At 40.8% G+C, this 13516-nt stretch carries 14 protein-coding genes and 1 riboswitch; of the genes, 9 read left to right on the top strand and 5 right to left on the bottom strand.

Annotation, left to right across the window (positions count from 1 at the left end; all coding sequences use genetic code 11):
* Nucleotides 1–17: 17 nt before the first annotated feature.
* Complete coding sequence (gene pbp4b / locus BIV59_RS14250) at nucleotides 18–1265, bottom strand: penicillin binding protein PBP4B (RefSeq protein ID WP_240501910.1); 1248 nt, start codon at nucleotides 1263–1265, stop codon at nucleotides 18–20.
* Between the two features lie 520 nt (nucleotides 1266–1785).
* Here pbp4b and BIV59_RS14245 point away from each other — a divergent pair.
* Nucleotides 1786–2724 carry a cation diffusion facilitator family transporter gene (locus tag BIV59_RS14245; protein WP_071352139.1) on the top strand — a complete coding sequence of 313 codons (939 nt, stop codon included), beginning with the start codon at nucleotides 1786–1788 and terminating at the stop codon, nucleotides 2722–2724.
* 320 nt (nucleotides 2725–3044) lie between these two features.
* On the opposite strand, the gene BIV59_RS14240 is transcribed toward BIV59_RS14245, so the two are convergent.
* Nucleotides 3045–3479 (bottom strand): DMT family transporter, encoded by a 435-nt coding sequence (locus BIV59_RS14240; protein WP_071352138.1) that lies wholly within the window; start codon nucleotides 3477–3479, stop codon nucleotides 3045–3047.
* Between the two features lie 588 nt (nucleotides 3480–4067).
* On the opposite strand from BIV59_RS14240, the gene BIV59_RS14235 reads away from it, so the two are divergent.
* The 4 genes from BIV59_RS14235 to BIV59_RS14225 all read left to right on the top strand — a co-directional run bounded on the left by BIV59_RS14235 (nucleotide 4068) and on the right by BIV59_RS14225 (nucleotide 6616).
* Entirely contained in the window at nucleotides 4068–4253 is a 186-nt protein-coding gene (locus BIV59_RS14235; RefSeq protein ID WP_071352137.1) for a hypothetical protein, read from the top strand.
* Nucleotides 4231–4392, top strand: a complete 162-nt coding sequence (locus BIV59_RS23695; RefSeq protein WP_170846157.1) for a hypothetical protein — start codon at nucleotides 4231–4233, stop codon at nucleotides 4390–4392. Before BIV59_RS14235 ends, BIV59_RS23695 begins: the two co-directional genes overlap by 23 nt.
* Nucleotides 4393–4515: 123 nt before the next feature.
* On the top strand, nucleotides 4516–5205 hold the full coding sequence (locus BIV59_RS14230; protein ID WP_071352136.1) for a response regulator transcription factor: 690 nt from the start codon (nucleotides 4516–4518) through the stop codon (nucleotides 5203–5205).
* A complete protein-coding gene (locus tag BIV59_RS14225) occupies nucleotides 5189–6616 on the top strand; it encodes a HAMP domain-containing sensor histidine kinase (RefSeq protein ID WP_071352135.1) in 1428 nt (475 codons plus the stop codon). Before BIV59_RS14230 ends, BIV59_RS14225 begins: the two co-directional genes overlap by 17 nt.
* Nucleotides 6617–6764: 148 nt before the next feature.
* Here BIV59_RS14225 and spx read toward each other — a convergent pair whose 3' ends face one another.
* A complete protein-coding gene (gene spx / locus BIV59_RS14220; RefSeq protein ID WP_071352134.1) occupies nucleotides 6765–7163 on the bottom strand; it encodes a transcriptional regulator Spx in 399 nt (132 codons plus the stop codon).
* 101 nt (nucleotides 7164–7264) lie between these two features.
* Here spx and BIV59_RS14215 point away from each other — a divergent pair, with 101 nt between their 5' ends.
* From BIV59_RS14215 to BIV59_RS14200, 4 genes are all read left to right on the top strand, one after another.
* Complete coding sequence (locus tag BIV59_RS14215; protein ID WP_139194375.1) at nucleotides 7265–7726, top strand: hypothetical protein; 462 nt, start codon at nucleotides 7265–7267, stop codon at nucleotides 7724–7726.
* Between the two features lie 75 nt (nucleotides 7727–7801).
* Nucleotides 7802–8458: a molybdate ABC transporter permease subunit gene (gene modB, locus BIV59_RS14210; protein ID WP_071352154.1), complete on the top strand. Its 657-nt coding sequence runs from the start codon at nucleotides 7802–7804 to the stop codon at nucleotides 8456–8458.
* A 139-nt stretch (nucleotides 8459–8597) separates the two neighbouring features.
* Entirely contained in the window at nucleotides 8598–9077 is a 480-nt protein-coding gene (locus BIV59_RS14205) for a hypothetical protein (protein ID WP_071352132.1), read from the top strand.
* A gap of 218 nt (nucleotides 9078–9295) precedes the next feature.
* The gene (locus BIV59_RS14200; RefSeq protein WP_028393295.1) at nucleotides 9296–9493 is read left to right on the top strand and encodes a cold-shock protein; all 198 of its coding nucleotides are present in this window, start codon (nucleotides 9296–9298) and stop codon (nucleotides 9491–9493) included.
* Between the two features lie 69 nt (nucleotides 9494–9562).
* Here BIV59_RS14200 and BIV59_RS14195 read toward each other — a convergent pair whose 3' ends face one another.
* Nucleotides 9563–10606 carry a ribonucleotide-diphosphate reductase subunit beta gene (locus tag BIV59_RS14195; RefSeq protein ID WP_071352131.1) on the bottom strand — a complete coding sequence of 348 codons (1044 nt, stop codon included), beginning with the start codon at nucleotides 10604–10606 and terminating at the stop codon, nucleotides 9563–9565.
* A 38-nt stretch (nucleotides 10607–10644) separates the two neighbouring features.
* A complete protein-coding gene (locus tag BIV59_RS14190) occupies nucleotides 10645–12924 on the bottom strand; it encodes a ribonucleoside-diphosphate reductase subunit alpha (RefSeq protein ID WP_071352130.1) in 2280 nt (759 codons plus the stop codon).
* A 129-nt stretch (nucleotides 12925–13053) separates the two neighbouring features.
* Nucleotides 13054–13233: riboswitch (cobalamin riboswitch) on the bottom strand.
* Nucleotides 13234–13516 lie beyond the last annotated feature (283 nt).

The following is a 13516-nucleotide window of genomic DNA, read 5'->3' as shown; positions in this document are numbered from 1 at the left end:
TATAAAGCTTAAGGAGACTAGTTGACTTTTAAGGCCTGATACACTGCAGTTACAACATTGCCATACTGGCTGATGCCATATGTGTCGCCAAGAAATTTATTGGGATCTTTTTGCGGATCCGCCACTGGAGAATGTTTTTTATTGGTTAAAAGGACAATCCCCAGATTTTTTTCACGGTCGATGACGGTAAGAGTACCGGTCCAGCCGGTATGACCCACTGCATTTTCGCTTGCATAGGGACTGAACATCCAATGCATGCTTGAGTTTCCATTTCTCCTCCAGCCCAGCCCGTAAGTAGGATTCATATCGGATGGTGCTAAAAATTGATCAATTGTTTGTTTATCAAATAACCGTACATTACCGTAACCGCCATCATTCAGCATCACCTGAAGCAAAACTGCAAGATCTCCTGTCGTTGAAAATAAGCCTGCATGCCCGGAGACCCCTCCCATTGAATAAAAGGCTTTTTCATCGTGTACTTCTCCTTGAAGGGTATATGTGCGGATGCCTGGAAAGTATATAGCCCCGTCCCTGGTATTTCCATTAAGTTCAGTCGCAGCAAAATCCCCTGGCTTAAACCCCTTTTGCAGCGGGTTAAAGAGTGTATGCTTCAATCCCAGCGGCTTATACAGCTTTTCCTCTGCATATTGGTCCAGCCTTTTGCCTGTGACTTTTTCAATGATAAAACCCAGCAGCATATAATCCAGATCACTGTATATATTTTTTGTTCCTGGCTGATAATCTAAGGGAGTTCTTGATATCATTTGAAGGACTTTGCTGCGGTCCGTTGTGTATAAATCCCCGGCAAGCTTGGGATTATAGTATTCGACACTCGGCGGGAAGCCAGCCGTATGGTGAAGGATATCAATTAACCGAAGTGTATCTTTTCCTTTGATTTTATCTTCAGCACTATCCCTGAATTGAGGGATATAGTGTGAGACAGTCTGATTCAGGTCTATTTTGCCCTGGCTTACCAGGTGCTGAAGGGCAAAGTTTACTGAATACATTTTGGTATTTGATGCAAGATCGAACATAGTGGTCGTTTTCATTTTCTTGGGGTGCTTCAGCAGTGTACCCCGATCGTATTTTTTTGCATAGCCATAAGCCGTGTTTTTTACGATTTTGCCATCCTTGATAACAAGCAGGACAGCTCCAGGGAAACCATTATCGATTTCATTTTCAATCAAAGAATCGACTTCCTTTAACTTAGAGGATGAAAATCCAGCATCTTCCGGTTTATGTGCCTTTTTAAGTACCGGATACATCAGGTTATGCGGATTGTGCCTGCTGGCGTTCTCACTTTTCTTGTTAACCAGTTTTGTTTCCTTTGCGGAATCGGTCTTGGCAGATGCCTGGATTGAGCCTGTCAGCATCACGGATAGGGAGAGTGCGGCAATAATAAGCTGTTTACAGGGTGTTTTCATGTTCTCCTCCTTTATTTTAAATATTATGAATTCAACTCTATCATAGAATGTCCAGTTCCTTTGTGTAAAGATGGAACATCATTATTTCAGTAAATTGATACTTTTGTCCTCCATAGTCAAGTGTTTTACTTAATGGAAGAGGCTGAATGGCATTCATGCATTTTAAACCTGGAAAAACAAAAAATCTAATCCAGGTTATGTTTGAGTGGATAATTCTTTCCTTAAGGAAACATATTTAAGTTCTTTCAAAATAATTTATCTTTTCCTAAAATAAACACTGCAGTCAATTCTGTTTCTCTGGACTCACCTAAACTTCTTATATTACTATGGAAAAGCAGTTAATTATTATTGGAGTTGATCGATTTTGGATGTAAGAGAATCCTTGGCCCATAAGGTGGCATGGATAAGTCTTGTAAGCAATATTATCCTGATGCTTGGAAAGATTTTAATCGGCTGGTATGGAAACAGTGATTCCGTTTTTGCAGACGGTATTCATTCTGCTGCTGACGTCTTTGCATCAGTTATTGTCCTCATTGTCATAAAAATTGCGAGTAAACCTGCTGATGCAGAACACCCATACGGCCATGGAAAGGCAGAGGTAATCGTTTCTTCTATTGTGGGTATGATTCTTTTAGTGGTTGCATTATACATTGCATATGAAGCCCTGACAGGATTTCTTCATCCGGTATCAGCGCCAAGCATTCTTGCATTATGGGTAGCGTTAATCTCATATGTTTCTAAATTATTCTTATACCGATACTCCTTTAAAGCAGCTGATGAGCATAACAGCAAAGCAATAGAAGCGATTGCACTGGATCATAAAGCTGACATTGTTGCATCGCTGGCCGCTGCGATAGGTGTAATTTTATCAATAATTGGCGGAGCTTACGGCTGGGACTTCCTGCTTTATGGAGATAAGCTGGCAAGTATATTTGTTGCCTATCTTATTTTCCGCATTTCAAAGGAAATGATTACAGAATCGTATGATATTCTTCTAGAAAGAAGTATTGACGGGGAAACATTGAAGGGCATAGAGTCCATTATACTTACGTTTAAGGATGTAAAGCGCATTGACAAAATCCGTGCGCGCGAACAGGGACATTATATTTTAGTGGACGCAAGGATTTCTTTATTCCACGATAAAACCATTAAAGAAGGCCATGATATAACAAAGGCAATAAGAGATGAAATTATGAAGCAGTATAGTGTGATTAAAGAAGTATTAATTCATGTCAATCCCTACTATCCTGAGGATTCCCTGCAGGATGATGAAAAGAATAAAAATAATAATCAATTATAAGCAAGTTATACATAAGAAAAAGACCTTCACTTTTGCCTGAAGGTCTTTCTCTTTTTTCGGCTATTTTCGTAAACTTTGCTGCTATGGAACAAGGTGGCTGATTACCGCTTCAGGATGCTCGCTTTCCACGCAAGCGGTGAGCCTCCCCGGCTGCGCCTGCTTAGATCTTACCTATTCCGCTAATCTAAGCAGGAGTCTTGCACCTTACGCTCCAATCAACCTGACTTAATACTGGGACGCTTCACAGAACATAAAAAAACAACAATTTTTAAGAAAAGAGCTTTTTTTGACGTTTAATGCATTAATAAAGCGCAGCAAGCCTATTTTTTATTGAATAGATACAGGGACACCAAAAGAAGCAGGATGGCTGTAATCCTTTTAGCATCAAGAGAAATCTGATTTCCTCCGAGGAGCCCCAGATGATCGATGACGGCCCCGGTGATGATTTGCCCTGCAATAACCGCGACCAGTGTTTGTGCAACACCTATGCTTGGAACGGTGAAGACCATCACACTTACATAGAATGCCCCAAGAAGTCCGCCGATTAATTGCCATTTCGGAACGGCAGAAACTGCGGAGACGTGCCCTTTGCCAAAGAATATCAAAACAAAAAACAAGGCGAGTGCCCCAATGGCGAATGATATGAAGGAGGCCTCGATTGCTCCAGTTTTCTTGCCTAAGCCCCCGTTAATTTGCGACTGGAAGGCAATGGCGATTCCGCCTGCTAAAGCAAGCAGCGGAAATATAATTTTCATGTCTTAAAACTCCTTTGCGAAAAATTTGGAAACTCAGTGTACTGCCTCCTGATAAATCGGAGAGTATGTATGGAGAAATTATACTCCAACACGATTAAAAAAGGGAATTTCCAACTCATGAAAAAATACACTATTGCAGGATCTTCACTTTTTGAATGGCTCTTTTCTTAAAGATTGTTATTTTTTAATTGTTCTGTGAAGCGAACCTGTTGTTAAACCGGGTTGATTGGAGTGTAAGGTGCGAGACTCCTGTGGGATTAGCGGGAAGGTGAGACCCCGCAAGCGCAGCGAGGAGGCTCACCGCCCGCCCCACGGAAAGCGAGCATCCTGGAGCGGAAATCAACCCCTTGTTCAGGTGGCAACAAAGTTTACGAAAACAGCCTTTCTTAAAGATTGATGCTAAATAATGAGTTCTGCAAGGTGAACCAATTGTTGTACTAGGCTGCTTGGAACTTATGATGCGAGACTGTGCAAGAACAGCAGAAATCAGCCGCTTTGTACCAGATAGCGTTTGGGAAAACATATTGAATGATGGCTAAAGTTTCGCATTACGGAAAAGATAAGCCAAAACGTATAGGAGGTGCTGAGATGAAAGAGCCCAATAATGGAAATAGGGAAGAAGAAGAGGATTTAATTCAGCTTGCTGAAATGATTAATGCGGGTGGAGACAGCGGTGAAATAGATGAAATTGCAAGCCGCAAGAAACATTTAACCTGCAATGAGGAACTATTCAATAAAGAGCTTCGTGCGATTGCTGATGATGCAGAAGATTGAGATGGCGGAGCATGAAGAAAAGCTGGCAGCAGAAGGAGCCGGCTTTTCTTCTGGATATAAAAGACCTGAAAAAAATGATGGAGCTGCAGTCTCTATGATTTTTTTGAGCTCTTTACATTCTGCTTCCCCAATCGTTTAACATAATCCTGACATATTGTTCTGATATCCTATATAAAAAGGAATTTTTTAATAATGAGTAAGCCAGGCTGTATTGGCACTGGCTGTGTAGTTTAATATTATTGTATGTGAGGTGAAAATCAAAATGAAGAAAGTATTGATTATAGAAGATGAACAAGCCATTTCTATGGTGCTGAAGGCTTATCTGCAAAGAGACGGCTTCGAAGTTTTTCAGCATTACGAAGGAAATGGAGCCATAGATGTTTTTGAAGAAGAAAAACCTGATCTTGTTCTTCTGGATGTGATGCTTCCAGGGAAGGATGGATGGCAAATATTGAAGGAAATACGGCAAAAGAATGCATGCCCAGTAATCATGCTTACGGCGCTCGGAGATGTGGACTATCGATTAAGCGGCTTTAAGTCAGGTGCTGATGATTATATTTCCAAACCATTCATAGCTGAAGAAGTCGTTGCAAGAGTTCAAGCGGTTTTAAGAAGATCAGCAAGCAGCAGCACAAACACCGCTAATAGTAGGCAATATGGCAATTTGCGTGCTGACTTCAGTTCATACACGATTCAGTTGAATGGCGAAGAAATCAGTTTAACTCCAAGAGATCTTTCGTTATTCTTATTTTTGGCAAAAAATCCTAATCAGATATTTACCAGAGATCAGCTGATTGATCAGGTATGGGGCATGGATTATGACGGAAGTGACCGCGCTGTTGACCTGGCGATTAAAAGAATAAGAAAGGCATTGGAAAAATGGCCGGCAGCTGAAGGAGAAATAAAAACTTTACGGGGGATGGGGTATCAATTAAGTGTCAGCGAAAACTAAAAAAAGAACAACTCTTGTAAGATATTGGACAACTAGATACCTGATTACATTGGTTACAGGCCTAATGGTGCTGTCAATTTTTTCTGCATGGTGGATGGAGCACACAGCTTTGCAGTACAGACTAAGTTTACTGAAATATCTCGCCGATGAAACATCTGACAGGGTTATCAAGGAAAATGGGAAAATGGTGGTGGGGCCGGTCCTTTCTGGTGTTGTAGAAGAAAGGGAGAAAATCCTTCATCTTAATAAACCGCCTATTATCTATATCACAGATACTCAAGGCGAGATTATTTATACAATGCCGCAGCTTTATATAGCTAAAGGGGATGACCATCTCCCAAAAGTAATTATAAACAGTAAGGAACCCATACAAAAGGTGAAAATCAGGAATGAAAATCAGGTTTATGTTGTCAAATCGGCCATAGACCGCAACGGCAAAAAATATGGCTGGGTTGTGATTGCACAGGAAGAGAGTACATTAAAGGAACTGAACCAGGATCATGGGCTGCTTGCAGTTATGATGGGAGGACTTCTTATTTTGGGCTGGGGAGTGATTTACGTTCTCTCCAGAAGGATTTCCAAACCAATTCAAAAGGTGGCAAACGCGGCTGTACAGATCCGCCAGGGCAATTATGATATTCAATTAAAGGAAGAAGAACCAAAAGAAGAAGAAATACATGAATTGATAGAATCGTTTAAGGAAATGACCAACAGGCTAAAGCAAAATGATAAGCTGCGTGCCGAGCTGTTTGCAGGAGTGACTCATGACCTAAAAACCCCGGTTACGTCAATTAGCGGACTGATTCAGGCAGTAAAGGATGAAGTAGTAACAGGGGAGGAAAGTAAGGAGTTTCTCACAATATCGCTGAAGGAAACACAAAGGCTGCAAACGATGATCGAAGATTTACTGGATTATAATGCCATGGCTGCTGGTTCATTCAAGATTCGCTTTGAAAAGGAAAATTTGAACAAATTTCTTCAGGAAATAGCTTATCAATGGAAAATGACCCAAGATGATCAGGATTTTGAACTGTCTGTGAATCTGCCAGAAGAGATAGTCACCGCAATGGTGGATCGGCTGAGACTTCAGGAAATCATCATAAATTTACTGAATAATGCCAGGCAGGCGCTGATGCAGGATGGAAAAATCGAAATCAGCTTATACAGTGTAAGCAAACACCGTGTATGCATTGATATCCGTGATAACGGGCGCGGCATTCCGGACGCGGAACAGGATTTTGTATTCGAACCTTTTTATAGAGGGGAGAAGAAAAAGCTTAGGGTACGCGGACTTGGTCTTGGCCTGCCATTCAGCAAGATGCTCGCTAAAGCCCAAAAAGGAGATCTGAGCCTTAAGGGCAGCAGCAGCGAGGGTACCATATTCACTATCTCGTTATTAAAATCAAAATAAAGAAATCGGGCTGCCCATTTTGATGGACAGCCCGTCTCGCTGTTTAAAGAGGATTTTCCTGTTGTCTCTGATCAAGCGGTAATCAAATATTTTCTTTAAGTGAGAACCGCGATTCAGATCGTGAAAAGCTGAACATGATAGTTATGAGTTAAGCATTAATAAGGCTGATAGCCCTCCATAATTGAACATGTCTTACCTGGCGCGGCAGGAATCGTCCCATTTCCTCTTCATTATAGCCAGTGTGCAGATTTTTTTCGTCAAAAATAATCGGACGGCGCAGCAAGTCAGGATTTTTTTGAATGATGCTGCAAAGCTCGTTTAATGGTGTATTATTAATGTCGATTTTCATGTTCTTGAATTTTTTTGAGCGGGTAGAGATAATTTCATCAGTACCGCCTTCTGTTTTTCTTAGAATTTCTTTAATTTCGTTAACTGATAGAGGCTGTGCATATAAGTTTCTTTCTTTATAAGGAATATTGTTCTTTTGCAGCCAGGATTTGGCCTTTCTGCATGCAAGACTGCTTGGTGTAGTATAAATGTTTACCATTAAGATCGACTCCCTTATCATTTTTTCGCTATATCGCAGTAAATAATTATTTGTATATTCATCTGATACTAGTTACTTTACAGAATGATTGTGTCAGCAATATGTCAAGGAAAAGACATTTTAAAAAAAGGCAGAAAATAAAAGACTGTTTTCGTAAATTTTGTTGCTATGAAATAAGGTGGTTGATTTCCGCTTCAGGGAGCCCGCTTTCCTCGGGGCAGGCGGTGAGCCTGCTTGGGTCTCACCTGTTCTCATCATCTAAGCAGGAGTCTCGCATTTTACGCTCCAATCAGCCTGGCTTGACAATGGGAACGTCTCATATAAAAAATAAAAAAACAACAACCTTTAAGAAAGAGCCAAATAAAAAGAGCCGGGATTTGGAGTATAATGTTGAATGTGAAGTCTTATTTAGAAGATTTTTGTTGTTGAAATACATTGCTGATTTAGCACGTGGTTTGCCGGAGTGGATCCGCGTGACTCCGGGCGTATTATGTTTAAGGCAGGCCGCCGGGATGTTTGCTTCCCGAGAGGAAATCAGCAAACAAGTTATCAGAGTCCTGTAAAAATAGTAAATTAAATGCAAGGAGAATAAAAAATGGATAATCATTTAATGATAGAAAGTAATGGCTGCAGCAGTTATGACAGCTGATTTCTGGCTTCCTGTAAAGATTTCTATACAAGTTGCTGCCATTTCTGGGCTTGCTGTATTTTGTATTGGAACGCTGGCAGCAAGGTTCATGGCGAATAAGAAGTTCAGAGGGAGCGTTCTCCTGGAAACTCTTTTCTTGCTTCCTTTAGTATTACCGCCTTCGGTAGTCGGGTTCTTGCTTATCATTGTTTTCGGGAGAAACAGTCCAGCTGGCCAGGGAATTGAATGGCTATTTCACCAGCCGATTATCTTTACATGGGCTGCAGCTGTGATTGCCTCCATTGTTGTAGCTTTTCCGCTGATGTATCAATCAGCTAAAACTGGATTTGCAGGTATCGATTCTGATATCGAAAATGCTGCAAGAGTGGATGGCGCAAATGAGTATAAGGTTTTTATATTCATATCAATGCCGCTGGCCATAAAATCCATCATTTCAGGGGGGATCTTAAGTTTTGCGAGGGCCCTTGGGGAATTTGGCGCGACTTTGATGTTTGCAGGTAACATTCCTGGCAGGACACAGACAATGCCGACTGCTATTTATATGGCGATTGATTCAGGAAATATGGAAATGGCATGGATGTGGGTAGGAATAATGATCGTGATATCTTTTATCATGCTGCTGGCGGTGCATATTATCAAAGATTAAATTATCTGATGCCATGAAAAATCGCAGGTTTATATAAGTGAGCCGCTGGCAAATAATGCGCAGTCAATGGGCGGATTTGAAGTACTGTATGGTATAATCAACAGACAAATGAACTGAATAATGAAATGAGGAAAACTGTGTGCTGACATTTGAAGAAAAACTGAGTATTATCGAATCCTTTCCTGAACTGGAAAGAAAGGATGTCTCTCTTGGAAGAGTGAACTTCCATTATGAAGAAAGCGTGCATGAAAAGAAAATAGTCGTGCAGCATCTACACCCAAATGGAAATGGATTTGTCTACGGCGGGCATTTGCCAAAAACAGCAATAGATCGGAAGGGTTATGTGAATATCCGTGATTATTCAGAATCGGAATTAAGGGACATCATAAAAAAGAGCATAGGCTATCTTTCCGAGCTTCATGAAGAGAAAGAAGAAGAAGAGGATACGTACAACGATTTAGAAGGAGTCTGGACGAAACGGGGACAAGAAGAACTATCTCTGGTAAAAGAAGATTTACTGTGGAATATTTATTCCGGAAGCAATCTTGAAGATTGCTTTGAGTCTCCTATTGAAGCTGAAAGGTACTTGAAAGAGGAAGGCTTCAGCAAGAAAGATTAAAGGCGAAAGAAGCAGAAAATAAGCGAAATTTGTCGTTAATAAATTTTCTGATTTTCTTGTTTTTTTAAGAAAAATCATGTTATACTATAGTCAATTATTTTTGTTCGGATTAAAGATTGATAGAAGGAAAGTACATGTTACATGGTTTCCTCTTGAGACGTTATCCTAGATCAAGAATAGTAATATAAGGATTTTTTTCCAAACAGGAGGAAATACACATGGTACAAGGTAAAGTAAAATGGTTTAATGCAGAAAAAGGTTTCGGTTTCATCGAAGTAGAAGGACAAGACGACGTATTCGTACACTTCTCTGCTATTCAAGGCGAAGGCTTCAAAACTCTTGAAGAAGGCCAAGAAGTTTCTTTCGAAATCGAGCAAGGCGCTCGCGGACCACAAGCTGCTAACGTTCAAAAATAATTGAACTTTAAAAGACTCCCATTTATCTGGGAGTCTTTTTTTGCAAAATCATCTAGGATTTTAGTGTTTTTATAGTTCATCAAAGCCATTATCAACAGAATTAATCTTCGTATATTGTCTTGATTTTTGCTCGAAAAAGTCTGACCTGCCTTTATTCGCATCCTCATAAGCTGCAATCCATTTCATCGGGTTGTGCCGATAGCCCTCAAAGGGCTTGCCGAACCCCAGCTGGCTGCAGCGGACGTTAGCGTAAAATTTAATATATGCCTCCAGGTCCTTCATCGAGATGCCATCTATTTTATCTCCAATGATATGCTTTCCCCATTCGATCTCAAGGCTGGCGGCTTTAATAAAGGTGCTCTTTACAAACTGTTCAAATTCAGCTGTTCTGCATTCGGGATATTCCCTTAGGATTTCCTGGAATATCTTCACGAATAAATCCACATGAAGCTGCTCATCCCGGTTAATATAATTAATCATCGTCGATGTTGCGACCATTTTTTGGTTTCTTGCGAGATTATAAAAAAATGCAAAGCCTGAGTAAAAGAACAAGCCTTCCAAAATAACATCAAAGACAATGGATTTAAGCAAGCTTTCAACACTGGGCTGCTCTGCAAATTCCTTATAGCCATTCATGACAAACTCGTTCCTTGAGACAAGGACGGGTTCACTTCTCCAAAATTCGAAAACTTCTTCCTGCTTCTTTGCTGTAACCAGACTGGATAAGACATACGAATAAGAATGATTGTGAATGACCTCCTGCTGAGCAAGCATAATCATCAAGGCATTCAGGCTTGAGTCTGTAAGATAATCTGCTACACGGCCAGCGTAATCAGTCTGAATGCTGTCCAGCAGTGCCAGAAGTCCGATTATCTTAAGAAAAGCATCTTGCTCAATCTCTGTTAACTGGCTGAACTGCTTGATATCCTGTGACATGTTAATTTCAAAAGGCGTCCAAAAATTCCCGAGCATTCTTTTATATTTTGGATACGCCCAGTTAAAGGCGGTATCATCCCAGTTTAGGATATTGGAACTGCGGCCGTTTATAATGGAGGTTGACTTGTTCGGGGCACCATCATCCATAAGAGCACGTTTATTTACTTTGATTTTCATGATTTACACCTCTTCTTTTTTTATGTATATCCTGAAGCTTAACTGGAGCAAGAATCGCATTCTTCCAGATCACTTGATGTAGAGCGGATATAATAGGTTGTTTTAAGGCCTGATTTCCAGGCTTCCATATGATAGTTCAGCAGTTCTTTTGCTTTAATGGTGTTTTTAACATAAATATTGAAGGATATAGATTGATCAATATGGCGCTGCCTTGCTGCATTTTGCTTAATGCTCCAAAGCTGGTCAATATGGAATGATGATTTATAGTACCACGATGTTTCGCTGTTCAGGTCTGGAACTGTAACCGGAATTTTATAATCCTTTTTCTCTTCGGAAAATACCTTCAGGAAAATAGGATCAATGCTTGCTGTGCTGCCGGCTATAATAGAAGTGGTTGCATTTGGGGCGACAGCCATTAAGTAGGCGTTTCGGATGCCGTTTTTCATGACGTCCTGCTGCAAACCGGGCCAGTCCAGATCAGAATCACGGTTTAAATAATCCCTTTTAGCGAAATATTCGCCAGTTTCCCAGTCGGAATGGCTGTAAACCGGGTATACTCCTTTTTCAGCAGCAACCTCCATGCTCGCTTTGATGGTTAAGAATGCGATTTTTTCATAAAGCGCATCAGCATATTGAACAGCCTCCATGCTTTCCCATCTTATTTTCTTCAGGGCAAGCAAATGGTGCCAGCCAAATGTTCCAAGGCCGATGGCCCGATATTTTTTATTAGTCAATTGTGCCTGGGGAACAGGAATGGTATTTAAATCTATTACATTATCAAGCATACGAACCTGAATCGAAATCAGCCTTTCCAGCACATTGCCTGTTACTGCCTTTGCCAGATTAATGGATGATAGATTGCAGACCACAAAGTCTCCAGCCGTTTTGATTGTAATGATTTTCCCATCTTCTGTGTACTGCTCATGAATGCTGGTGGAACTCTGATTTTGGGCAATCTCCGAGCAAAGATTGCTGCAGTAAATCATGCCGGCGTGTGAGTTTGCATTTTTCCTGTTAACTTCGTCCCGGTAAAATAAGAAAGGAGTTCCAGTTTCAAGCTGGCTTTTCATGATGCTTTTCATGATTTCTATTGCCGGTATTTCCACTTTTGAGAGTTCAGGGTTCTCTATACAGAGCCTGTATTTTTCCCGGAAGGTTCCAGAGCCCCGCTGTTCATCATAGAAATCCTCGAGGGAAAATCCCATTACCGTACGGACCTCATGCGGATCAAAAAGGAACCATGAGGAACGGGACTCAACTTGTTCCATGAATAAATCCGGCAGACAGATCCCGGTGAATAAATCATGCGTTCTGTACCGTTCATCTCCATTGTTAAGCTTAGAATCCAGAAAGGGGAAAATATCCTTATGCCAGACATCAAGGTATACAGCAATGGCACCTTTCCTCTGGCCGAGCTGATCTACGCTTACTGCAGTGTTATTAAGCTGCTTCATCCATGGAATAACACCTGATGATACTCCTTTAAACCCTTTAATATCGCTGCCTCTGCTCCTGATTTTACCGAGATAAACACCAATGCCGCCGCCGGATTTAGATACATTGGCAATATCGGTGTTGCTGTCATAAATGCTTTGAAGGCTATCCTCAACAGTATCTATGAAGCAGCTTGAAAGCTGTCCATAATTTTTTCCGGCATTTGCAAGAGTAGGAGTAGCGGCGGTCATAAATAGATTGCTTAGTGCCCAGTAAGCTTCCTTCACGTATTCAATTCTTTTTTCTTTTGATTCATTTGCCATAATTGTCATAGCGATAATTAAGAAGCGCTCCTGTGGCAGCTCCTGAATTTTACCGTCAAAGTCTTTTGCTAAGTATCTGTCAGACAATGTTCTAAGTCCTATGTAGGTGAACAGCTTATCCCTGTCTGGATCCAGCAGCTTTCCAATCTCTGTAATTTCTTCTTTTGAATATGAATCGATAAGCAGAGGGTGGAAAATCCCCAGACTGCAGAGATGGCTGATGAGGCTATACAGAGAACCATAAGGTGCATCCGGACTATAGCTTCTGTTTGCAGCAGCCTCACTGCGCAGGAAGTTCAGGTACACTCTTGCACATACAAAAGTCCAGTCAGGTTCGATTTCTGAAATTAAGGAAAGTCCTTCTAAAATGATGACATTAGCGATTTGTTCTTTTGAAATCCCGGTTCGGCCAAAGAGGATTTCCGTTACCCTTTCTTTGAAGTCCTCAGTTTTCAGGAATGGAAAATCACGAAGAATTTCATCGAGGGAAGCGACTGCCTCCTTTTTCAATTCGTATTCCTCTTGCATGGATAAACCTTCAGCAGATAGTGCTTCTTTCATCTTGTTTTCCTCCTTTTGGATATAAAAAAATCCGCTCATGAATTGAGCGGATCAAACGATGTGATAAAAGAGAAAATGAAGACGGTGCTTTTAACCCATCGTTTCATCACCTCAATCCCCGAAGAATAAGAAACTTGGCAGGCAATAGGCAGGTCTCCTGGCTTATGTTCATCCTACTCTGAGTCCTTCCCGTATAAAGACATACAGTGGAAATCTCATTTCGTCACATTTACAGTTGCGGGGACAGCTCCGGGTTTACACCGGATTCCCTTTTCAGCCATTTCTGGCACCTATGCTTGCGGTTCTATATATAGTTTTATGTATATGTTCATGTTCCATATCTAGTATATTGACTGATATAATCGTACGCTAACTTTATGAAAATATCAACTAAGAAAATGATAAGAGGTCATTTTAATTTTGGCTCTTTTCTTAAAGATTGTTGTTTTTCATTTAATATGTTTGGTGTGGCAATTCCATTGTTATAGCTGGTTGATTGGAGCGAAGCATCCTGGAGCGGAAATCAACCCCTTGTTTCATAGCAACAAAGTTTACGAAAACAGCCTATAAAATAAACACAGCAAAGAGGATG

The sequence above is a fragment of the Bacillus sp. MUM 13 genome, from assembly GCF_001866725.1.
Lineage (GTDB): Bacteria > Bacillota > Bacilli > Bacillales > DSM-1321 > Peribacillus.
The sequence above is the reverse complement of the archived record's forward strand: the minus strand, read 5'-3'. Positions and strand labels throughout refer to the sequence as shown.

What these genes read in the sequence shown, in the direction of transcription:
- pbp4b (WP_240501910.1), bottom strand. Translation starts at nt 1,265, where the DNA reads ATGTATCCGGTACTTAAAAAGGCACATAAACCGGAAGATGCTGGATTT.
- BIV59_RS14240 (WP_071352138.1), bottom strand. Translation starts at nt 3,479, where the DNA reads ATGAAAATTATATTTCCGCTGCTTGCTTTAGCAGGCGGAATCGCCATT.
- BIV59_RS14235 (WP_071352137.1), top strand. Translation starts at nt 4,068, where the DNA reads ATGAAAGAGCCCAATAATGGAAATAGGGAAGAAGAAGAGGATTTAATT.
- BIV59_RS14230 (WP_071352136.1), top strand. Translation starts at nt 4,516, where the DNA reads ATGAAGAAAGTATTGATTATAGAAGATGAACAAGCCATTTCTATGGTG.
- spx (WP_071352134.1), bottom strand. Translation starts at nt 7,163, where the DNA reads ATGGTAAACATTTATACTACACCAAGCAGTCTTGCATGCAGAAAGGCC.
- BIV59_RS14215 (WP_139194375.1), top strand. Translation starts at nt 7,265, where the DNA reads ATGTCAAGGAAAAGACATTTTAAAAAAAGGCAGAAAATAAAAGACTGT.
- modB (WP_071352154.1), top strand. Translation starts at nt 7,802, where the DNA reads ATGACAGCTGATTTCTGGCTTCCTGTAAAGATTTCTATACAAGTTGCT.
- BIV59_RS14200 (WP_028393295.1), top strand. Translation starts at nt 9,296, where the DNA reads ATGGTACAAGGTAAAGTAAAATGGTTTAATGCAGAAAAAGGTTTCGGT.
- BIV59_RS14195 (WP_071352131.1), bottom strand. Translation starts at nt 10,606, where the DNA reads ATGAAAATCAAAGTAAATAAACGTGCTCTTATGGATGATGGTGCCCCG.
- BIV59_RS14190 (WP_071352130.1), bottom strand. Translation starts at nt 12,924, where the DNA reads ATGAAAGAAGCACTATCTGCTGAAGGTTTATCCATGCAAGAGGAATAC.